Raw genomic sequence first — 21,668 nt, forward strand, 5'->3', positions numbered from 1 at the left:
TGAAAAGACGCTGAAAATCTTGTGGTGTCCGGTTTTGGTCATTAGCGTCATCTGCACGGCGGATCGATAGGGGGATCCGCTGACTCGCCGGACTTCGAACCTCGCCAACGCAAGCCAGCCCATGGTTCGGGCCGGTGCTTCTGCCGATTCCGGCATTCACACCACTAGAAAGGGAAATACGATGTCCCAGGTAACGCAACCGCGTGTGCGTCGAGTGTGGGTGGTCCTTGGTGCGTCCGTTCTGTCATCGCTGCTGCTGGCCACGCCTGCGCTGGCCGGTGACGTCCAGCTCAGCGGCCTGCAGTCCGCGCCGACGCACCAGCGCTTCATCGTGAAGTACCGTGACGGCAGTGCGCCGGTGGCCAACACCACCGCATTGGCCTCTTCGCTGAAGAGTGCCGCCGCCGGCCTGGCCAGCAGCCAGGGCCGCGCGCTGGGCCTGCAGGAGGTCCGCAAGCTGGCCATCGGCCCGACCGTGGTCAGGACCGACCGCCCGCTGGACCAGGCCGAATCCGAGCTGCTGATGCGCAAGCTCGCTGCCGACCCGAACGTGGAATACGTTGAAGTCGACCAGATCATGCGCGCGACGCTGACCCCGAACGACACCCGCTTCAGCGAGCAGTGGGGCTTCGGTACGTCCAACGCGTCGATCAACGTACGGCCGGCCTGGGACAAGGCAACCGGCACCGGCGTGGTGGTGGCCGTGATCGATACCGGCATCACCAACCATCCCGATCTCAACGCCAACATCCTGCCCGGCTATGACTTCATCAGCGACGCCGCGATGGCGCGCGATGGCGGCGGTCGCGACAACAACCCGAATGACGAGGGCGACTGGTACGGCGCCAACGAGTGCGGCTCGGGCATTCCGGCCTCCAACTCCAGCTGGCACGGTACCCACGTCGCCGGCACGGTGGCGGCAGTGACCAACAACAGCACCGGCGTGGCAGGCACGGCGTTCAACGCCAAGGTCGTCCCGGTGCGTGTGCTGGGCAAGTGTGGCGGTTACACCTCCGACATCGCCGACGCGATCGTGTGGGCCTCCGGCGGCACCGTCAGTGGCGTGCCGGCCAATGCCAACCCGGCCGAAGTCATCAACATGTCGCTGGGCGGCGGCGGCTCCTGCTCGACCACCTACCAGAACGCGATCAACGGCGCGGTCGGCCGTGGTACCACCGTGGTGGTCGCCGCCGGCAACAGCAACACCAACGTGTCCTCGTCGGTGCCGGCCAACTGCCCGAACGTGATCGCGGTGGCAGCCACGACCTCGGCCGGTGCGCGTGCCAGCTTCTCCAACTATGGTTCCGGCATCGACATTTCCGGTCCGGGCCAGAGCATCCTGTCCACCCTCAACACCGGCACCACCACGCCGGGCAGCGCCACCTATGCGTCCTACAATGGCACCTCGATGGCGGCACCGCATGTGGCCGGCGTGGTTGCACTGATGCAATCGGTGGCGCCGAGCCCGCTGAGTCCGGCGCAGGTCGAAAGCATCATCAAGAGCACCGCACGGCCGCTGCCGGGCGCCTGCTCGGGTGGCTGCGGCGCCGGCATCGTCGACGCCAATGCGGCCGTGGCTGCAGCGATCAATGGCGGTGGCACGAACCCGGGCGGCAACGTGCTGCAGAACAACGTGCCGGTGACCGGCCTGGGCGCTGCCAGCGGCGCTTCGCTGAGTTACACCGTGAACGTTCCGGCCGGCAGCACCCAGCTGCGCGTGGCGATCAGTGGCGGCAGCGGCGATGCCGACCTGTACGTGCGCCAGGGCAGTGCCCCGACCGATACCGCCTACACCTGCCGTCCGTACCTGAGCGGCAACAGCGAGACCTGCACCATCAACAGCCCCGCCGCCGGCACCTGGTATGTGCGGGTGAAGGCCTACAGCACCTTCTCGGGCCTGACCCTCAACGCCCAGTACTGAGCCCAAGTCCCTCTCCAAGGGCACGCCCTGGCTTCGGCCGGGGCGTTTTTTTTCTGGGTGGGTGCCGACCCTGGTCGGCACGCTGTCCCTCAGACCGACTCGAAGCGGTTCGCCGCCACGTTCTTGCGCACATGCTGCGGGTCGAAAATCCGCCCGTTCATCGCGATGTACACGCCGCTCGGCAGCGACTGCACCGCACCGATCGCACAGCCGATGTTGAACTCGGCATCCGAGCCACGGAAACGTGCCGGGCTCAGCGCGCCGGTCATCACGATGGTCTTGTCCGGGATCGTTGCCAGCACCTTGCCGGTCTGCACCATCGAATCGGTGCCGTGGGTCACCAGCACGTGCCGGGTCGGCTGCGCGGCGATGGTGGCGCGGATCAGTTCGCGGTCCTCATCGTTGATGTGCAGCGAATCCTTGCGCAGGATCGGAATCACGTTGAAGCGGAACGTCACGCCCAGCTCGCGCAGGATCATGCCGATCTGCGGATCGCCGATCTGGTAGTCCGACTTGTCGTCGAAATAGATCTTGTCGATCGTGCCACCGGTGGTGACGACCAGGAGCTCTTCCATCATGTGCATGCGCGAAACCAGGACAGGTACAGCGGCGCGGGGCCAGGAATGCAGATGATACGGCCCGGCGGCCGCAGCGTCAGCGTCGCCTGCCGAAGCGGGCACGCAGGCCGGGCAGGCTGGCGCTGAAGATCACCAGCAGCGCCAGCGCGATCTCGATCAGCGCCAGCCAGCGCGTTTCCGGGTGGCTCCAGGCGCTCATCACGCCGTGGCTGAACCAGCCCAGTGCCAGCACCGAGGCCCAGAAGCCGGCCTTGCGCCAGCCCACGCGCACGGCGATGGCCAGGGCCAGCGGTGGTGCGGTGAACACCAGCTGGGTCGCCAGCCAATGCCTGTCATTGATGAACCAGCCTGCGAACAGTGCGGCCAGCCCCATCAGGGCCAGCAGCAGGACCGTGCGCGGCGGGCGGTTCATCGGGCCAACCGCTGCGCGATGTCGGCCACCCGCCGGCCCAGCGCGCGCGCCAGCGCGGCTTCGTCGTCGGTCGGCTGCGGGTCGTCGGCAGCGCCGGCCACGTGGCTGGCGCCATACGGCGTGCCGCCACTGGTGGTGTGGCTCAGCGCCGGTTCGGTGAACGGGATGCCGACGATCACGCAGCCGTGGTGCAGCAGCGGCACCTGCATCGACAGCAGGGTCGATTCCTGGCCGCCGTGCATCGAGGCAGTGGAAGTGAACACGCCGGCCGGCTTGCCGGACAGGGTGCCATTGACCCATTCGGCGCCCAGCCCGTCCAGGAAGTGCTTGACCGGCGCGGCCATGTTGCCGAAGCGGGTGGGGCTGCCGAGCAGCAGGCCCTGGCATTCGACCAGGTCCTGCACGCTCACATACGGGGCGCCATCGTCGGGTACCGGCGGCTGCGCGGTCTGGGTCACGGCGGCCACGGGCGGCACCGTGCGCAGGCGCGCGGTCATGCCCGGCACTTCGCCGATGCCCCGCGCGATCTGGCGCGCCAGCCGTGCCACCGACCCCCCCCGGCTGTAGTACAGCACCAGAATCTCGCCCATCGTGCCCGCTTCTCCTCGTCGTGTGGCCACCAGTATGGCTATCCTGCCAGCATTCCGCATCGGGTACCCTTTCGCCGATGGAACCTTTGGATACGCTCAACCTGTGGATGGAGCGCGCGCGGGATCGCGCACGGGCCATCAGTTTCGGCCGCTTCCTGTGGCATCGCTTCCTCGACGACCGCCTGTTCCAGGCGGCGGCAGCGCTGGCGTACACCACGGTGTTCGCGCTGGTGCCGCTGGCGATCGTGGTATTCGGTGTGCTGTCGGCCTTCCCCGTCTTCGACCGCTGGAGCGATCAGCTCAGCGACTACGTGTTCTCCAACTTCGTGCCCTCCGCGGCGCGCGCGGCCGAGGGCTACCTGCGGCAGTTCTCGGCCAGTGCCGGCCAGCTGACGGCCGCTGGCTTCATCGCGCTGGTGGCCTCACTGCTGATCACGCTCAACAGCGTGGAAGAGACCTTCAACCAGATCTGGCGGGTCGGCTCGACCCGGCCCAAGCTGACCCGCTTCCTGGTCTACTGGACCGTATTGACCCTGGGCGCGATGCTCGCCGCCGCATCGCTTGCGGTGTCGGCGCGGGTGTTCGCGATGCCGTTGTTTGGTACCCAGGAGGGCCGTTGGTTGGCCGAGCTGGCGCTGCGGCTGGCACCGATCCTGATCGAGTTCGTCTGCATCACGCTGATGTACCGGGTGGTACCGCATCACACGGTGAAATGGCGGCACGCCGTGCCTGGCGCGATCCTGGCGGCGGTCATCCTGGAACTGGTGAAGTGGGGCATCGGTGCCTACCTGGGCAGCTTCCAGTCCTACCAGAAGCTGTATGGCACGGTGGCCTTCGTGCCGATCCTGCTGCTGTGGATCTACCTGTGCTGGGTGGCGGTGCTGCTGGGCGCGTCGCTGGCCTCATCGATGGCCGCCTTCCGCTACCAGCCGGTTGAACTGCGCCTGCCGCAGGGGTACGAGTTCTACGGCCTGCTGCGCCTGCTCGGTCGCTTCCACCATGCCCGTGCCAAGGGCAAGGGCCTGGCCGACGATGAAATCCTGCGCTTGGAACCATTGCTGACCGACTCGCTGCTGCAGGACCTGGCCTGCAACCTGCAGGAGATCGGCCTGCTGCGTCGTGACGAGCGCGGCGAGTGGCTGCTCGCGCGCGACCTGGACCAGGTCAGCCTGGCCGATCTGTACGAATGCACCCAGCTGCGCATCCCGGTGGCCGAGCAGCACCTGCCGTACCGCGACGACAGCCTGGGCCGTGCCGCATTGGCGGCGCTGGACGATCTGCGACTGCCCCTGCGTGAACGCCTGAAGCGCAAGGTCAGTGACATCTATACCGACTCTGGAGACATGCCATGACCCGCAAGACGCCGTTGCCGCTGCTGCTCCCGTTGACCCTGCTGCTGGCCCTGGCGGCCTGCAAGCCGGCCCAGGAGCCGGCCCCGGCCAGCAGCCAGCCGCCGGCACAGGCGCCGACGCCGACCACTCCGGCACCGGTCGATGAAACCCCGGCCGAGCGCACCACCGCCGAATTCCCGACGTTGAAGATGAAGGCGGTGGATGGCAGCGACTACGACCTGGCCGCGCATCGTGGCAAGTGGGTGGTGGTGAACTTCTGGGCGACCTGGTGCGCCCCGTGCCGCAAGGAGATGCCCGAGCTGTCGGCGCTGCATGCGATGCGCAGCAACATCGAGGTGGTCGGCCTGGCCTACGAGGACATCGAAGTGCCGGAAATGCAGTCGTTCCTGACCAAGCATCCGGTGACCTATCCGATCGTGATCGTGGACCCGTTCGATCCACCGGCGGACTTCGCCACGCCGCGAGGCCTGCCGTTGACGCACCTGCTGGATCCGCAGGGCAAGCTGGCCCACACCTTCCTCGGCCCGGTGACTGCCGCCGACATCGAAAAGCAGATCGCGGCTGCCAAGTAGTAGGTTGGTCGGCAGGGCCTGCGGCCCTGCACCTGCCGGATCAACGTCAACGTCAAAAGCGTGCATTCTGTGGGATGGCGGGGCGGGTCCGGTTGCGGGGGACGCCGTAAACCCGTCCCTGGGGGCTTGGCCGCGGCATCCATGCCGCGGACACCCCCGCAACCGGACCCACCACGCCTTCGACAGATCTCCGCGATCTGCAGTAGATCCACGCCATGCGTGGATGAATCTCCATCGGAATCGAATATTTCGAACTGGAATCGAAAAGCATCCACGCATGGCGTGGATCTACTGTGTCGACCAAGGTCGACACCCTTCAACAGCCGCAGAAATCTGTCAGGGGTGGGGCGGTGCCGGAGTGCGGGGTGTCAGCCGCATGGGCCCGAGGCATGCCTCGGGCGGGTTGGGCAGGACGCCCAACCCCGGTCTTGCCGTGTGCGCAGGACTGCGCACACGAGCAAGCGGCTGCCAAGCCTACAGGGACGTACTTGCGGCGTCCCCGCACTCCGGCACCGCCCCACCATCCCACGGAATACCCGCTGTTGCCGTTGCCGTTGCTGTTGCTCTGGCTCTGGCTCTGGCTTCGGCAGGTGCAGGGTGCAACCCTGCCGACCCACCCTAAGCTTCGACCGGGAAGTCCTCGATCGGCTTCAGCACATCGTAGTGCTCGCGATGCAGCTTGCCCTTCAGCTTCGGCAGCTCCGGCAACGGCGCATCCACCCGCGTGTCCGGTAGCCGGTCCAGCAGGTTGCGCACCAGGGTCAGTCGGCCCAGCCGCTGATCGTTGAAATCCACCAGCGTCCATGGCGCCGCCTCGCGATGCGTCGCGCGCAACATCGCCTCGCGGGCTTCAGTGTAGGCGCTGTATTTGCTGCGCGATTTCAGGTCGACCGGGGACAGCTTCCAGCCCTTCAATGGATCGAGATGACGCTCGGCGAAGCGCTTCTCCTGCTGCTCCTGGTCCACGCACAGCCAGTACTTGAACAGCAGGACGCCGTCATCCACCAGCAGCTGTTCGAACACGGGTGCCTGGCGCAGGAACTGCTGGTACTCGGTCTCGCTGCAGTAGCCCATCACCCGCTCGACGCCGGCGCGGTTGTACCAGCTGCGGTCCATCAGCACGATCTCGCCGGCGGCGGGAAGATGCGAGGCATAACGCTGGAAGTACCACTGCGTGGCTTCGCGGTCGGTCGGCTTGGGCAGCGCGACCACCCTGCATTGGCGCGGGTTGAGATGCTGGCTGATGGCCTGGATCGCGCCGCCCTTGCCGGCCGTATCCCGTCCTTCGAACAGCACCAGCAGGCGTTGCCCACTGTGCTGCACCCAGCGCGCCATCGCAGTCAGTTCCAGCTGAAGCGGCAGCATCAGTTCGTCGTAGTCCTTGCGCTTGAGCCTGGCCATCGTCACACCACGCGGGGAGGAAGCCCGAGCGTAACGCAGGGATCGCTCAGGGGGTGTCGATGCCCTGCCAGCCCTGTTCGCCAGCCAGCTGCTGCAGCAGCGCCGACAGGTCGCGGGCAAACCCGGCCATGTCGAACAGTCCACTACGGTCGCGGGCCTGTGCCAGCTCGGCACGCAGCGCGGCCAGTGCCGCAGGGTCATTGCCCAGCGCGCTGGCGGCGGCGATGAACGCCGCGTCGTCGGCGACATTCATCCGTGCCAGCCCCAGATGGTGGTTGAGGCTGCCGGCCACGCGCGCGGCGAAGGTGTCGCCGGGGCAGGTCAGTACCGGGCAGCCGGCCCACAGCGCATCGGAGGCGGTGGTGTGCGCGTTGTAGGGGTGGGTGTCGAGGAACAGGTCGGCGTGCTGATACCGTGCCAGGTACTGCGGATGCGGCAGCTTGGCCATGAATACCAGGCGGGCTGGGTCCAGGCCGGTGGCCTGCGCGGCGCTGCGCAGGCGGGCGTCGGCCTGGCCGGGGCCGGACAGCAGCCACAGCACGCTGCCGGGTACCGCCTGCAGTACTGCGAAGGCACGGCCCATGCTGCGCGGATTGAGCTTGTAGCTGTTGTTGAAGCAGCAGAACACCACGCCGTGTTCGGGTAGCCCGCATTCGGCGCGGGACGGTGCCGGTTCCAGTACGCGGGTGTTGTCCGAGGGCTGGAAGGCACGTGGCAGGCGCAGGATGCGTTCGCTGAAGTGAGGTTCCAGCGATGCCGGCAGCACGAATCCATCGGCGACCACGGCATCCAGCCAGCGTGCGCCTGATGTGCCGGGGTAGGCCAGCCAGTTCAGCTGCAGCGGTGCCGGGCGCATCGCCAGCACCTCGGGCGTGCCGCCGCCGCCCCAGCCGCGCAGGTCGAACAGCAGGTCGATACCCTGTGCACGGATGCGGGCCGCGATGTCGGCATGCCGCAGTGCAGATACATCATGCAGCCGGGTCGCGGCCTGCAGCCGTTCGCGGATGCGGCTGCCATCGGCGCGGTTCAACGCGAACAGGTGCAGCTGCAGCGCCGGGTCATGACGCAGGTGTTCGAGCAGGGCCACGGTCAGCAGCCCGGTGGGATGGGCACCGAAGCCATTGGAGAGGAAGCCGACGCGCATCGGGCCGCGTGCGCGTACCTTCACTGCCGGCAGGGGCCGTACCGAGGCGGCGATCAGCGCGGCGCGCGCACGCGCGCAGGCCAGCTGCTCGGCAGCGCTGGCGTCTTCGCTGAGGAAGGCGAACGGCTCCACCGCGCCCTGGCCGGACGCGAGCGCGGTGCGTACCTGCGTGGCCAGCGCGTCCACGTCCTGCCAGTCGCACAGGCGACGCTGCCAGGCCAGGCGCTGGGCGGCGATGTAGGGTTCGTCCGGCATCAGTGCATGCGCGCGGCGATAGGCGGCCGCGGCGCCTTCGGCGTCATCGGCATCTTCCAGCGCATGGCCCAGCCACAGCGCGATGCCCGGGTGCTGCGGGGCCAGCGCCGAGGCCTGGCCGAGCAGCTTGGCCGCGTCGGCATGCGCGCCGGCCATCCAGGCCACGCGACCCAGGCGTGCCAGCGCTTCGGGATGGTTCGGGCGCAGCTGCAGCGCACGTCGTGCCGCCTGCTCGCCGGCGGCGATGTCGCCGGCTTCCAGTTCCAGGTCGGCCAGCATCACCCACGCGACGAAATCGCCGGGCTGGCGTGCAATCGCCTGCTGCAGGTGCTGCCGCTGCTGCCAGGCCGACATCGTGCTCAGCCCGCCGACAGCTGGGCCAGGGCGTCGACCTGGTGTTCGTGGCTGAGCCGCTGCAGCAGCGGGTCGAGGTCGCCGGCCAGGATGTTGGGCAGGTCGTACAGGGTCAGGCCTTCCACGCGGTGGTCGGTGATCCGGCCCTGCGGGAAGTTGTAGGTGCGGATGCGCTGGCTGCGGTCGCCGCTGCCGACCTGCAGGCGCCGCGATTCGGCCTGCGCGGCGTCCTGTCGCTGGCGCTCTGCATCGAGCAGCTGCGCTTTCAGGCGCTTCATCGCCTTGTCGCGGTTGGCGTGCTGGCTGCGCTCGGTCTGGCACTCCACCACTACGCCGGTCGGCACGTGGGTGATGCGGATCGCCGACTCGGTCTTGTTGACGTGCTGGCCGCCGGCACCGGACGAGCGGAACGTATCCACCTTCAGGTCGGCCGGGTTGATCACGATGTCATCCACTTCGTCGGCTTCGGGAATGATCGCCACCGTGGCCGCCGAGGTATGGATGCGGCCCTGCGACTCGGTGGCCGGCACGCGCTGCACGCGGTGCGTGCCCGATTCGAACTTCAGGCGCGAAAACGCCCCCCGGCCGACCACGCGCGCCACCACTTCCTTGTAGCCGCCATGCTCGCCGGGATTGTCCGATTCGATCTCGACCTTCCAGCCCTGGCGCTCGGCATAGCGGGCGTACATGCGGAACAGGTCGCCGGCGAAGATCGCGGCTTCGTCGCCGCCGGTGCCGGCGCGCACTTCCAGGAACAGGTTGCCTTCGTCGCGCGGGTCACGCGGCACCAGCAGCAGCGCCAGCTCCTGCTCCAGTTCCTGCAGGCGCGCCTGCGCAGCGGCGATTTCCTCGTCGGCCAGTTCGCGCAGGTCGGGGTCGGCGCGCATGCCTTCGGCGGCGGCCAGGTCGGCCTTGGCGCGGGCCTCATCGGCCAGTGCAGTGGCGACCGGTTCAAGTTGGGCGAATTCGCGCGAAAGGTCGCGGAAACGGGTGTTGTCGGCGACCACATCGGGTTCGGCGAGCAGGCGTTCCAGTTCTTCGCGGCGCTCGGCCAGCGCTTCCAGCTTACGGCGCAGGGTCGGCGTCATCGGGTCTCACGGGTGGGTGGCGGTAACCCGGCGTGGCCGGGAACAGGCGCTCGGCGGCGCGGGTCAGGTCAGCATCGCCACTCAGCGCGGCGGCGCGCAGTGCGGCGGTCGGCGGGTGCAGCAGTCGATTGGTCAGGCCATGGGCCAGCAGTTCCAGCACTTCGTCGGCTGGCTTGCCATTGGCCAGCTGCTGGCGCGCGCGTTCCAGCAACTCGGCGCGGGTGGCCTCGCCGAACGCGCGCAGCTGCCGCAGCGGTGCCTGGTGGGCGCTGGCCTGCTGGGTCTCGACGAAGCGCGATACCTGCAGGTCGATGATCGCCTCGGCCTCGGCGGCGGCCTCGCGGCGGCCACGGCGGTTGTCTTCCACCGCGCGTTCCAGGTCATCGACGGTGTAGAGGAAGGCATCGTTGAGCGTGCCAACCTCGGCCTCGATGTCGCGCGGCACGGCGAGGTCGAACAGCAGCATCGGCTTGTGCCGGCGCGCACGCAGGGCCTTGGACACCATCTCGCGGTGGATCACCGGCTCGCGCGCGGCGGTGGCCGAGAACACGACGTCGGCCTCGCCCAGGTGGCGGTCCAGTTCGGTCAGCGGCAGGGCTACGCCGCCATGACGACTGGCCAGCTCCTGCGCGTGCGCGAGGGTGCGGTTGGCGATCAGCAGTCGCCGCACCTTGCCCTCACTCAGGTGGCGTGCAGCCAGTTCGATGGTCTCGCCGGCACCGACCAGCAGCACGGTGGAATCGTCCAGGCGTGCGAAGGCGTTCTGCGCCAGGCGCACTGCAGCCGAGGCCACCGACACCGGGTTGGCACCGACCTGGGTATCGGTGCGCGCGCGCTTGGCCACCGAGAAGGTCTGCTGGAACAGGCGGTCCAGGCGCTGGCCGAGCAGGCCATGGTCGCGTGCGGTCGACCAGGCATCCTTCACCTGGCCGAGGATCTGCGGTTCGCCCAGCACCATCGAGTCCAGCCCGGTGGCGACCCGGAACAGGTGGCGCACGGCTTCGGCATCGGCGTGCTGGTACAGATAGCCCTGCAGGTCGCCGGCCTGGCTGTGCAGCCACTGGTCCAGCGCCTGTGCCGACTCGGCCACGGCGTACAGCTCGGTGCGGTTGCAGGTGGACAGCAGCACCGCCTCGGCGATCTGCGGGGTATCGCGCAGCGAGCCCAGCGCACGCGGCAACGCCTCACCGGCGAAGGCCGCGCGCTCGCGCAGCTCCACCGGTGCGGTCTGGTGATTCAGTCCGAGCACCCACAGGGTCATTGTTCAGTTGCTTGCGATAAGCTGCTGGCCATTGGACGACATTTTAAGGCCCCGATGCCGACGATGCCCGCATTGATTCGCATCCCCAGTGTTCTGCTGCTGTCCCTGGCCTGTGCCCAGGCCCTGGCAGCGGTGCCGGCCAAGGCCCCCGTGCGGGCCGCGGCCACTGAGGAACTGGCGCTGGAACCGGTGATGGCCGGTGAATTCGCCCTGCAGGCCGGCAAGCTGGCCGAGGCCGCGCGCTGGTACCTGCAGGCCGCGCAGCAGACCGACGGCGACGCCGGCCTGGCCGAGCGCGCGACCCGTATTTCCATGCTTGCCAACGATGATGCCAGCGCCGCCAAGGGCCTGGCGCTGTGGCAACAGCGTGCCCCGCGCTCGTTGACCATGCGCAGCGCGGCCGGTGCGCTGGCCATGCGCCAGGGCGATGTGAAGGCCGCGCGCACCGAACTGCAGGCCCTGCTGGCCGACCCCGATGAGCGTGGCTGGAAGTTCGCCCTGGCCGCGCTGATCGGTGGTGGGCGCGACCCGGCGGTGCCGGCGCAGGTGCTCGGCGAGCTGGTCGATGCCAATGCCATTCCACCAAAGATCGAGGCTTGGCAGGAGTTCGGCCGCCTGGCCCTGCGCATGGACAAGCCCGAGCTGGCGCGGCGCATGATCGATGAAGTGGTCAAGCGCTTCCCGGAAGAACCGCGGGTGGCGCTGCTGCGTGCCAGCCAGTTGCAACAGGCGGGCGAGACCGACAAGGCATTGTCGCTGCTGCACGACGTCGAGCCGAAGACCCGGCAGGACCCCGAACTGCGCAATGCGGTGGCCATCGCCTACGACAGCCTGGGACAGCCCGCTGCGGCCGAGCGCGTTCTGGCGTTCGGCCCGCAGGACGTCCAGACCTGGGGCATGCGCGCCTCGCTGCTGGCCAAGCAGGGCGACAAGGCGGCGCTGTCGAACCTGTACAACGAACTGTCGCGGCAGGCCGCCAAGCCGGACCCGGCGCAGCGCCTGCTGCTGGGCAAGATCGCCGAGTACCTCAAGCGTTACCCCGAGGCGGTGCAGTGGTACCACAGCGTGCCCGGTGGCGATGAACTGAGCGAAGCGCGCCTGCGCGCGGCCAATGCCCAGGCCCTGGCCGGGCGCCTGCCGCTGGCGCTGGAGGAAGTGCACGCGATCCAGTCTGATGCGGTGGTCGATGACGATGTACGCCGCGACGCCTACCTGCTGGAGGCCGAGCTGCGCCAGCGCGGCGACGACAGTGCCGGCGAACTGGATGCATTGGCCCGCGGCCTGGCCGCCTACCCGGACGACAACGGCCTGCTGTACGCCCGCGCGCTCACCTGGGAGCGCCGCGACGACATCCCGCGCGCCGAGGCCGACCTGCGCAAGATCCTGGTGACCGACCCGGAGAACGTGCCGGCGCTGAACGCGCTGGGCTACACCCTGGCCGATCGCACCGGCCGCCTGCAGGAGGCGCTGGAGCTGATCGACCGCGCCCGCGTGGCCGAGCCGGACAACGCCGCCATCGTCGACAGCTATGGCTGGGTGCTGTATCGCCTGGGCCGCAAGGACGAAGCACTGGTGCAGCTGCGCCGGGCCTGGACCCTGGCCAAGGACCCGGAGATCGCCGCCCACGTCGGTGAAGTGCTGTGGGTGCTGGGCAAGCATGACGAGGCCCGCCACTTCTTCGACGAAGCGGCCAAGCTCGACCCTGAAAACCGCGCGCTGCTGCGCGCCCGCGAGAAATTCAATCCATGAGTGTTTCCCTGATCCGGCCGCTGCTGTTGGCGGCCGTGGCCCTGGCGGTCACCGCCTGTACCAGCGTGGGTACGCAGAAGACCGCGCCACCGGCGGTTGTCGAGACGGTCTCGGCCGAAGCGGCGCAGGCCGAGGCGGCGCGCGTAGCGGCCCTGCGCGCACAGCCGGACTGGGCCTTCCAGGGCCGGGTGGCGGTCAGCAAGGGCAAGGACGGCGGCAGCGGTCGCATCGACTGGAAGCAGGACGGGCGCCGTTATGTGGTCGAACTGAGCGCGCCGGTGACCCGGCAGAGCTGGAAGCTGACCGGCGATACCCATTCCGAGGCCGGTCGCCTGGAAGGGCTGGCCGGCGGGCCGCGTGACGGCGAGGACGCCCAGCAGCTGCTGCTGGAAGCGACTGGCTGGGACATTCCGGTCAACCAGCTGCCGGAGTGGATCCGTGGCCTGGTGGCCGGCGATGCTGCCGGCCCCGAGACGGTCGAGCGCGACGGTGAAGGCCGGCCGCGTCGCATGCAGCAGATGGGCTGGCAGGTGCAGTACCTGGACTGGTACCCCGCCGAAGCCGGCCGGCCGGCGCTGCCGCGCCGGATCGAGGCCAGCACTGGCGACGCCAAGGTGCGCCTGCTGGTGGACCAGTGGGGGCAGGGCAGTCCATGAGCGGGGCAGTCGACGACGCGGGCTGGTCCTGGTGGCCGGCCCCGGCCAAGCTGAACCTGTTCCTGCACATCACCGGCCGCCGGGCCGACGGCTATCACGAGCTGCAGACCGTGTTCCGCCTGTTGGACTGGGGGGACCGCATCGGCCTGCGCCTGCGTGAAGACGGTCAGGTGCGCCGGCAGGGCGAGGGCCTGGCCGGCGTAGCCGAGGCAGACGATCTGGCGGTACGGGCGGCCCGCCTGCTGAAGGAAGTGGCGAATGTCACGCAAGGTGCGGACATCATCGTTGAAAAGCATGTTCCCGCCGGTGGTGGCTTCGGTGGCGGTTCGTCCGATGCGGCCACCGTGCTGGTGGTGCTGAACCGGCTGTGGCAGGCCGGCCTGGATGAGGATGCCCTGGCGGCGCTGGGCCTGCGCCTGGGCGCCGACGTGCCGGTGTTCGTGCGTGGCCGCAATGCCTGGGCCGAAGGGGTGGGCGAGCAGCTGCAGCCGATCGTGCTGGAACCGGCCTGGTATGTGGTGGTTGAACCGGGTGTTCATGTTCCCACGCCGGCCCTGTTTGCAGACCCGGATTTGACGCGCGACAGCCCAGTGGCGAAAATAGAGGACTTCGCTTCCGGGACCCTGGTCGGGAACGCGTTCGAACCGGTGCTGCGCCGCCGTGAGCCTGCCGTCGAGGCGGCGCTTGCTGCGTTGAGCGACATCGGCGCGGCGCGGCTGACCGGTTCGGGAAGTGGTTGTTTCGTCGAATTCGCGTCGCAGTCTGCTGCAGAGCAGGGACGGTCGAAATTGCCGAAGGAGTTGCGGGCAAGGGTGGCAGCGGGCGTTGCGCGTTCGCCACTGCTGGATGCACTCGAGCAACACTGATTCATCAATGCAGGGGCGTCGCCAAGAGGCCCAAGGCACCAGGTTTTGATCCTGGCATTCGTAGGTTCGAATCCTACCGCCCCTGCCAATAGCGGCTGTGTCCGCGCCTTCCCAGCGCATCGCCCGCGCGGGACGTGGAAACAACCGCGGTGTTGTCAGCAGCAAGGGTCCATCAGGGTCCTTGCCGACTCCGGATCCCCGCCACTCGTCCCCGCCCGAGACAATCATGATGCAAGAGTCCCCGAACCTGCTGGTCTTTTCCGGCAACGCCAACAAACGTCTGGCGCAGAACATCTGCAAGGAACTGGGGGTTCGCCCGGGCAAGGCGCTGGTCTCGCACTTCTCCGATGGTGAAGTGCAGGTGGAAATCGAAGAGAACGTCCGCAAGCAGGACGTATTCGTGATCCAGCCGACCTGTGCGCCGAGCGCGGAAAACCTGATGGAACTGCTGGTGCTGATCGACGCGCTCAAGCGCGCATCGGTGGCCAGCGTGACCGCCGTGGTGCCGTACTTCGGCTACTCGCGCCAGGACCGCCGCATGCGTTCCTCGCGCGTGCCGATCACCGCCAAGCTGGCGGCGAAGATGTTCAGCACCGCTGGCGCTGATCGCGTGCTGACCGTCGACCTGCACGCCGACCAGATCCAGGGCTTCTTCGACATTCCGGTGGACAACGTGTATGCGTCCCCGCTGCTGCTGGCCGACATCTGGCGCGCCTACGGCACCGAGAACCTGATCGTCGTCTCGCCGGACGTGGGCGGCGTGGTCCGCGCCCGTGCGGTGGCCAAGCGCCTGGATGACGCCGACCTGGCGATCATCGACAAGCGCCGCCCGCGCGCCAACGTCTCCACCGTGATGAACATCATCGGTGACGTCGAAGGCAAGACCTGCGTGATGGTCGATGACATCGTCGATACCGCCGGCACCCTGTGCGCCGCTGCCGCTGCCCTCAAGGCGCGCGGTGCGCTCAAGGTCGCCGCCTACTGCACCCACGCGGTGCTGTCGGGCCCGGCGGTGGACAACATCACCAATTCCCAGCTCGACGAGCTGGTGGTGACCGACACCATCCCGCTGAAGGACGCGGCGCGGGTGTGCAGCAAGATCCGCCAGCTGAGCGTGGCGGAAATGCTGGCCGAAACGATGCGCCGCATCGCCTTCGGCGAGTCGGTCAGTTCGCTGTACGTCGACTGAGTTTTTCGCCCCTGCCGGCAACGGCGGAGGCATACCCCGGGTGCTTCTGGTCGCGGAAGCACCTCCAACCGCCACGCCGCAAGGCGAGGCAACAACCTGAGTAGTTGAAAATGTCGAAGACCCATGAAATCAAGGTCACCAAGCGTGAACTGCAGCGTAAGGGTGCGAGCCGCCGCCTGCGTCACGCCGGTGTGATCCCGGCCATCGTGTACGGCGGCAACGCCGAGCCGGTCGCCATCAGCCTGGACCACAACGAGATCTGGCTGGCCCAGCAGAACGAGTGGTTCTATGCCTCGATCCTGGACCTGAACCTGGACGGCCAGGTGCAGAAGGTCCTGCTGCGTGACATGCAGCGCCACCCGTACAAGCAGCTGATCATGCACCTGGACTTCCAGCGCGTGAACGAGAACGAAGCCCTGACCGCTTCGGTCCCGCTGCACTTCGTCAACGAAGACACCTCGCCGGCCGGCAAGGCTGCCGACGTCGTGGTCACCCACGAACTGAAGGAAGTGACCATCACCTGCCTGCCGAAGGACCTGCCGGAGTCGATCGAAGTCGACCTGGGCGAGCTGAAGGCTGGTGACGTGGTGTACCTGTCCAACATCAAGCTGCCGAAGGGCGTGGAGATCCCGGCCCTGGCGCTGGGCAAGGACCACGACGACGCCATCGTCACCGCCAAGGCCGGCAAGGCCGACGCGGCTGACGAAGAAGTGGCTGCTGCCGAGTAATACCCAAGCGGCGCCTGCCTCCGGGCAGGCGCCGTGCTGGAAGGAACCATGGCAGGATTGCGACTGATCGTCGGTCTGGGCAACCCCGGATCGGAACACGCCCGGACCCGGCACAATGCCGGGTTTCATTTCGTTGAGGCCCTGGCTGAAAAAGCCGGTGCGCGATGGAACGTGGACAGCAAGCTGTTCGGTGAGACCGCCAAGGTCGAGATCGCCGGGCAGACGGTGTGGCTGCTCAAGCCCGCCACCTTCATGAACCTCAGCGGCAAGTCGGTCACCGCCGCGCAGCGGTTCTGGAAGATCGAGCCGGAAGAGACCCTGCTGGCCCACGACGAACTGGACCTGGCGCCCGGCGTTGCACGGCTGAAGTTCGACGGTGGCCACGGCGGCCAGAACGGCCTGCGCGATACCATCCGCCTGCTCGGTCATGGCAAGTTCCACCGCCTGCGCGTGGGCATCGGCCACCCCGGCCACAAGGACCGCGTGGTGGGCTGGGTGCTGGGGCGCCCTTCCAAGGACGATGAAGTACTGATTTCGCGCGCCATCGACGATGCCATCGACGTGCTGCCGCTGGCAGTGCAGGGCGATTTCAGCGAAGCAATGAAGCGGCTTCATACCCCGAAGTAATTTGCCCGGTAGGTACCGACCGTTGGTCGGTACGGAGAATGATTGGAAAAGCAGCGCCCATGTCGCTGCTTCCCCAATCACTTTCACCCCAGAGAGCTGTCACCCATGGGTATCAAATGCGGCATCGTCGGCCTGCCCAACGTCGGCAAGTCGACCCTGTTCAATGCGCTGACCAAGGCGGGTATCGCCGCGGCGAACTTCCCGTTCTGCACCATCGAACCGAACGTCGGCATCGTGCCGGTGCCGGATCCGCGCCTGAACGAGCTGGCAGCGATCATCAACCCGCAGAAGGTCATCCCGACCGCGGTCGAGTTCGTCGACATTGCCGGCCTGGTGGCTGGCGCCGCCAGCGGTGAGGGCCTGGGCAACAAGTTCCTGGCGCACATCCGCGAAGTCGATGCGATCACCCACGTGGTGCGCTGCTTCGAGCACGGTGACATCGTGCACGTGGCCGGCAAGGTCGATCCGATTTCGGACATCGAAACCATCGACACCGAGCTGGCGCTGGCCGACCTGGACAGCGTCGAGAAGGCGCTGAACCGCGCCGAGCGTGCGGCCAAGGGTGGCGACAAGGATGCAGCGGCGCGCAAGCCGGTGCTGGCCAAGCTGCAGGCCGCACTGTCGGATGGCAAGGCCGGCCGCTCGGTGGGCCTGGACGAGGAAGAGAAGGCGCTGGTGCGCGACCTGTTCCTGCTGACCCTGAAGCCGGTGATGTACATCGCCAACGTGCTTGAGGACGGTTTCGAGAACAACCCGCACCTGGAAGCCGTGCGTGCGCATGCTGCCGCCGAAGGCGCACAGGTGGTGCCGGTGTCGGCCGCGATCGAAGAAGAGCTGTCGCAGCTCGACGACGAAGACCGCGATACCTTCCTGGCCGACCTGGGCCTGAGCGAGCCGGGCCTGAACCGCGTGATCAACGCGGCCTACAGCCTGCTCGGCCTGCAGACCTACTTCACCGCTGGCGTGAAGGAGGTCCGCGCGTGGACCGTGCGCAAGGGCGCCACCGCCCCGCAGGCCGCCGCGGTCATCCACACCGATTTCGAGAAGGGCTTCATCCGCGCCGAAACCATCGCGTATGACGACTTCATCAAGTACAAGGGCGAAGCCGGCGCCAAGGAAGCCGGTCGCCTGCGCCTGGAAGGCAAGGAATACCGCGTGCAGGAAGGCGACATCCTGCACTTCCGCTTCAACGTCTGATCCAGCGGCATTGGATTGACCCCGGACGCCCCGCCCTGTGCGGGGCGTTCGCGTTTCCGGTGATGGACAAAAAAACACCACGGTGCGAAACGCTTGCGGTGTGATGTTCGCCGGTACTTGTCCACAGCAAACTCCCATCGCTTTCCACGGCGGATGTGGAAAACCGCGCCCGCCTCTGTAGAACCGAGCCCATGCTCGGCCTTACACGGCTTTCCCGTGCAGCATGGACAATTTTTCACCATGCTTCGAAACGCCTGCGTGGCAACACTCCCACCCACTTGTCCACATCAAATCCCAACCACTCTCCACGAGGGGTGTGGAAAACCGCGAAGGCGCATGGACAAAAAACAGCCACGTCCCGAAACGCTTGCTACGTGCGGTTCGCAGGCACTTGTCCACACCAAACCCCCATCGCTTTCCACGCCGCATGTGGAAAAAGTGCCCGGCACTCCCTTGCCGGGCACGTCCCGCATCACCAGTTGTACGACACGCCCAGCTGGGCGCCGACATCGCGGAAGCCCATGCCGCCGCTCTGCCGGCTCAGTTCACCCCAGCCGCGCCAGCCGCCGGACAGATCCACCTGCACGCCGGCCTTGGCTTCATAGATGTCGCGCGGCAGCTGCCGCTGCAGCCGCTCGCCGTCCATTGCCAGGCCCGCGCCATTGCCGCCGGACCACCAGTTCACCGCCACGTACGGGTGCACCTGGCCTTGCGCCGCGCTCAACCCACGGCTGTACAGGCGCAGGCCGAGGCGGGTGCTGGTCTCGCCGCCACCGTGGTCTTCGACCACCGTGCCGTTGGCCTCGACCACGCGGTCGCTGTCATAGCGGCTGTGCACCACCTGCAGCTGCGGTTCCAGGTAGATGCCGCGCTGCGCGGTGCGCCGCAGAGGCAGCACATAGCCGGCGTCGGCCGATGCACTCCAGTTGCGGGCGTCATAGCGCTCCTTCTGCAGGCCTTCGCCCTGCACGCTGTTGCGGAAGCGGCCGTACTGCAGCCAACCATCCACATAGGCACCGCCTTCCATGCGCGCATCCTGCAGCCAGGTCGCATAGGCGCCCACGCTGGTGCCAGTGACCACGCCACGCGCGGTGTAGCCGGTCACCTGCGAGCGGCTGTCATTGCGCGCGCGGCCATGGCCGAGCATCGCACCGGCCTGCAGTTCGCCCGTGCCACCCACCTCGAAGCGGCGTCCGGCGCCGACCAGCACGCTGCTGATCTGGCCATCGACCTGGACCTGGCGGTTGCGGTCATGGCTGTCGGGCTGCGCGCTGCGAAGGTGCATCCAGGCCACGGCGTCACGGCTGGCGCCGGCCAGGGCGGCGGGATCACCGGCGCGGTCGTGCAGGCTGTGCCGGAACATGCCCAGCGCGGCGCTGCGGTTGGCCAGGTAGGCCGCCGGTTCCGGGCGTTCCACCTGCGGACGCGGCGGATCGATCGGCGGCTCCGGCGGCAACGGCGGGTCGACCGGCGGTTCCGGCGGCTGTGGCGGGTCGATCGGGGGATCCGGCGGCTGCGGCGGGTCGATCGGGGGATCCGGAGGTTCCGGCGGATCGACCGGCGGCACGTATTCCGAGCGCAGGTACCAGTTGCCATCATCCGGGGTCGACACACCGCCCTTGAACAGGAAGTAGTCGTAGGCACCGGCGACCGCGCGCCCCTGCAGGCTGAACTGTGCATCCGACTGGCCGGCCACGGTGATCAGGCGGATGCCTTCCTGGGTCAGCGCACCGGTGCCGCCGGCATTGCGCACGCTCACGCTGGCCGTGCCGCTGCTGTTGCCGTTGATCACCAGCTGGTCGCCCAGCGAAGTGTCGTCGCCCAGCGCGCGGTTGAAGTTCCACTGGCCACCATTGCCCACGTAGTCGCCGCTGACGGTGACGGTCTTGAAGCCGTCTGCCGCCGGCGCATCGAAGGCGATGGTGCCGGCGTGTTCGAGCGTGCCGACGCTGGAACTGGCACGTACGTTCCACTGGCTGCTGCCATCCAGCGCCAGCTGTGCGACCTGGTAGCCGGAGTCGTTGCGCAGGGCACCGCTGAAGGTGGTGCCGTTGCCCAGCAGCATGTGTACGTCGGCCGTGGCGCTGTCGACCACCACGTCACCGCGCAGCGTGCTGGCGTCGGCACTGAAGTCGATGCGGCTGGTCGCCACGCTGCTGCCGTCGGTGAATACCGTGTCGCTGACCCGCAGCAGCCGGCCGCTGCCGTCGCCCGCAGTCACATCGCTGCCATTGACGGTCAACGCGTGGTTGCTGCCCTGCAGCCAGAACGCGGCGCCACTGGCGGTCTCGATGTGGCTGTCGTTGAGGGTGGCGCGGTTCCAGTACGGGCCGAACGCGGTCAGGTAGGAGCGATAGCCGCCGCTGTTGCTGCCGGTCATGCGGATGTCCAGGCGGTCGGCCTGGGTCAGCCGCGCCGTGTTCATGTGCACGATGCCAAACACATTCTCGCCGTCGCTGCGGATCGCAACGTTGTCGAGCAGCGCGGTGGCGGTGGAGCCGCCGATGAACACGCCGCCGCCGCCGTTGCCGCGCACGTCGATCACGCTGCCGTTGGCTTCGATGCGGCTGGCGGTGCTGCCGGTGGATCCGGTCACGCGCACGCCGTAGGTCGCATCACCGTGCGTGGTGATCCGGCCACCCTGCACGGTGGCGACGCCGCCGGCGATCTCCACGCCGTAGCCGTAGGTGTCGGTCCAGGTGTCAACGGTGCTGTTGGTCAGCTGCAGGCGCGACTCGTCGCTGGCCAGCCAGAATCCGGAAAAGCCTTCGCGCACATCGAACGCCGCATCGCGGGCGGTCAGCTGGCCCCAGTTGTTGATGTTCACGCCATAGCCGCCAACGGTGTAGAAGCTGCCGCCGTTGATCACCGCGCTGGAATAGGTCTTGCTGATGCTGCTGCCGAGCAGGCGCATGCTGCCACCCACCGAGTGCGCTTCCACGTTCTCCAGCAGCACGCTGCCGCCGCTGTCGATATCGAACCAGCCGCCATCCAGGTAGGTGTCGTACAACTCAGCGCGGCTGCCCACGCCATCGACGGCGACGCCGGCGAGGATGCTGCCGGGAGCCAGGGTGATCCGGCTGTTGCGGATCGTCAGCAGGCCGGCGCTTTCGGCGCGCAGGCGTGCGCCACTGTCGGCGCTCATCTGCAGGGTGTCCAGGTGAACCTCACTGCCGTTGCCGGAGGCGCCGACCAGGGTGCCGACGCCGCCGGTCATCGCAATGCGGCCTCCGGTGTAGCGGATCACGCCACCGTTGGACGCCTGCACGCTGCCATAGCCGCTGCCGTTGCGGGTGGTCTCGATGTCGACGTCGCGCGCATCGATCACGCTGCCGGCACCATTGGCATACAGCGCATAGAAGCCCGTGCCGGTCGCCGGTGCGATCGACAGCGTTGCGCCGCGCAGCTGCACCTGGCCACCGCTGGCGGCGGACACGCCGCTGCCATTGCCGGTCACGTGGATGTGGCTGCCGTCGATCAGCGCAGTGCTGCCGGTACCGGTGACCGTGAGTGCAAAGCTGCCCGCGCTGTGGTTGAGGACATCGTCGGCACCCATCTGCAGGCTGTCACCGTCGTCGACCAGCAGCGGGCCGGTGAGGTCTGCGGCATGCGCCGGCAGGGCTGCCCACAGGGCAGTAGCCAGCAGGCTGGGAATGAGGGGCACACGCGGGGCGCGCGCGCGCCCGTACGCACGGCGGGGCCGTGAGGGGGAGGCGTTCATGCTGATG

The 21,668-nt window shown here is 67.9% G+C and carries 18 protein-coding genes and 1 tRNA gene; 11 read left to right on the forward strand and 8 right to left on the reverse strand.

The genetic code is table 11. The annotated features are described in order from the left end of the window. Positions 1-181 precede the first annotated feature (181 nt). Complete coding sequence (locus tag ACYKG1_RS03630) at positions 182-1,921, forward strand: S8 family peptidase (protein ID WP_478471888.1); 1,740 nt, start codon at positions 182-184, stop codon at positions 1,919-1,921. Between the two features lie 89 nt (positions 1,922-2,010). On the opposite strand, the gene ACYKG1_RS03635 is transcribed toward ACYKG1_RS03630, so the two are convergent. The 3 genes from ACYKG1_RS03635 to wrbA form a co-directional block, all read right to left on the reverse strand. Further along, positions 2,011-2,496: an asparaginase domain-containing protein gene (locus tag ACYKG1_RS03635; protein WP_010481766.1), complete on the reverse strand. Its 486-nt coding sequence runs from the start codon at positions 2,494-2,496 to the stop codon at positions 2,011-2,013. Positions 2,497-2,575: 79 nt separating this feature from the next. Continuing rightward, a complete protein-coding gene (locus ACYKG1_RS03640; protein WP_100471369.1) occupies positions 2,576-2,911 on the reverse strand; it encodes a DUF2069 domain-containing protein in 336 nt (111 codons plus the stop codon). Then, positions 2,908-3,501: an NAD(P)H:quinone oxidoreductase gene (gene wrbA / locus ACYKG1_RS03645; protein ID WP_262083280.1), complete on the reverse strand. Its 594-nt coding sequence runs from the start codon at positions 3,499-3,501 to the stop codon at positions 2,908-2,910. The genes ACYKG1_RS03640 and wrbA overlap by 4 nt, the downstream gene beginning before the upstream one ends. Positions 3,502-3,578: 77 nt before the next feature. Between wrbA and ACYKG1_RS03650 the strand changes: the two genes are divergently transcribed. Both ACYKG1_RS03650 and ACYKG1_RS03655 read left to right on the forward strand, forming a co-directional pair. Then, a complete protein-coding gene (locus ACYKG1_RS03650; RefSeq protein ID WP_262083279.1) occupies positions 3,579-4,853 on the forward strand; it encodes a YihY family inner membrane protein in 1,275 nt (424 codons plus the stop codon). Further along, positions 4,850-5,425, forward strand: a complete 576-nt coding sequence (locus ACYKG1_RS03655; protein WP_262083278.1) for a TlpA family protein disulfide reductase — start codon at positions 4,850-4,852, stop codon at positions 5,423-5,425. Before ACYKG1_RS03650 ends, ACYKG1_RS03655 begins: the two co-directional genes overlap by 4 nt. A gap of 618 nt (positions 5,426-6,043) precedes the next feature. Here ACYKG1_RS03655 and ppk2 read toward each other — a convergent pair. From ppk2 to hemA, 4 genes are read right to left on the reverse strand one after another with little or no spacing between them, the layout of a single operon-like run. After that, entirely contained in the window at positions 6,044-6,826 is a 783-nt protein-coding gene (ppk2, locus tag ACYKG1_RS03660; RefSeq protein ID WP_478471889.1) for a polyphosphate kinase 2, read from the reverse strand. 46 nt (positions 6,827-6,872) lie between these two features. Continuing rightward, a complete protein-coding gene (locus ACYKG1_RS03665) occupies positions 6,873-8,579 on the reverse strand; it encodes an O-linked N-acetylglucosamine transferase, SPINDLY family protein (protein ID WP_478471890.1) in 1,707 nt (568 codons plus the stop codon). Between the two features lie 5 nt (positions 8,580-8,584). Next, positions 8,585-9,667 (reverse strand): peptide chain release factor 1, encoded by a 1,083-nt coding sequence (gene prfA, locus ACYKG1_RS03670; RefSeq protein ID WP_014036080.1) that lies wholly within the window; start codon positions 9,665-9,667, stop codon positions 8,585-8,587. Further along, positions 9,645-10,928: a glutamyl-tRNA reductase gene (gene hemA / locus ACYKG1_RS03675; protein ID WP_100471375.1), complete on the reverse strand. Its 1,284-nt coding sequence runs from the start codon at positions 10,926-10,928 to the stop codon at positions 9,645-9,647. Before hemA ends, prfA begins: the two co-directional genes overlap by 23 nt. 63 nt (positions 10,929-10,991) lie before the next feature. On the opposite strand from hemA, the gene ACYKG1_RS03680 reads away from it, so the two are divergent. From ACYKG1_RS03680 to ychF, 8 genes are all read left to right on the forward strand, one after another. Continuing rightward, positions 10,992-12,677 carry a tetratricopeptide repeat protein gene (locus tag ACYKG1_RS03680; RefSeq protein WP_262226220.1) on the forward strand — a complete coding sequence of 562 codons (1,686 nt, stop codon included), beginning with the start codon at positions 10,992-10,994 and terminating at the stop codon, positions 12,675-12,677. Further along, positions 12,674-13,333 carry a lipoprotein insertase outer membrane protein LolB gene (gene lolB / locus ACYKG1_RS03685; RefSeq protein WP_100471377.1) on the forward strand — a complete coding sequence of 220 codons (660 nt, stop codon included), beginning with the start codon at positions 12,674-12,676 and terminating at the stop codon, positions 13,331-13,333. The genes ACYKG1_RS03680 and lolB overlap by 4 nt, the downstream gene beginning before the upstream one ends. Further along, positions 13,330-14,199 carry a 4-(cytidine 5'-diphospho)-2-C-methyl-D-erythritol kinase gene (gene ispE / locus ACYKG1_RS03690; RefSeq protein ID WP_100471378.1) on the forward strand — a complete coding sequence of 290 codons (870 nt, stop codon included), beginning with the start codon at positions 13,330-13,332 and terminating at the stop codon, positions 14,197-14,199. Before lolB ends, ispE begins: the two co-directional genes overlap by 4 nt. An 11-nt stretch (positions 14,200-14,210) precedes the next feature. Continuing rightward, positions 14,211-14,287, forward strand: a tRNA-Gln gene (locus tag ACYKG1_RS03695). Positions 14,288-14,428: 141 nt separating this feature from the next. After that, the gene (locus ACYKG1_RS03700) at positions 14,429-15,388 is read left to right on the forward strand and encodes a ribose-phosphate diphosphokinase (protein ID WP_005415400.1); all 960 of its coding nucleotides are present in this window, start codon (positions 14,429-14,431) and stop codon (positions 15,386-15,388) included. A gap of 110 nt (positions 15,389-15,498) precedes the next feature. Further along, entirely contained in the window at positions 15,499-16,116 is a 618-nt protein-coding gene (locus ACYKG1_RS03705) for a 50S ribosomal protein L25/general stress protein Ctc (RefSeq protein ID WP_100471379.1), read from the forward strand. A gap of 48 nt (positions 16,117-16,164) precedes the next feature. Next, positions 16,165-16,743: an aminoacyl-tRNA hydrolase gene (gene pth, locus ACYKG1_RS03710; RefSeq protein WP_004144977.1), complete on the forward strand. Its 579-nt coding sequence runs from the start codon at positions 16,165-16,167 to the stop codon at positions 16,741-16,743. A gap of 105 nt (positions 16,744-16,848) precedes the next feature. Continuing rightward, on the forward strand, positions 16,849-17,940 hold the full coding sequence (ychF, locus tag ACYKG1_RS03715; protein WP_100471380.1) for a redox-regulated ATPase YchF: 1,092 nt from the start codon (positions 16,849-16,851) through the stop codon (positions 17,938-17,940). A gap of 472 nt (positions 17,941-18,412) precedes the next feature. On the opposite strand, the gene ACYKG1_RS03720 is transcribed toward ychF, so the two are convergent. After that, positions 18,413-21,661 carry an autotransporter family protein gene (locus ACYKG1_RS03720; protein ID WP_478471892.1) on the reverse strand — a complete coding sequence of 1,083 codons (3,249 nt, stop codon included), beginning with the start codon at positions 21,659-21,661 and terminating at the stop codon, positions 18,413-18,415. Positions 21,662-21,668: the final 7 nt, after the last annotated feature.

The organism is Stenotrophomonas sp. 85239_Sma (assembly GCF_056481725.1).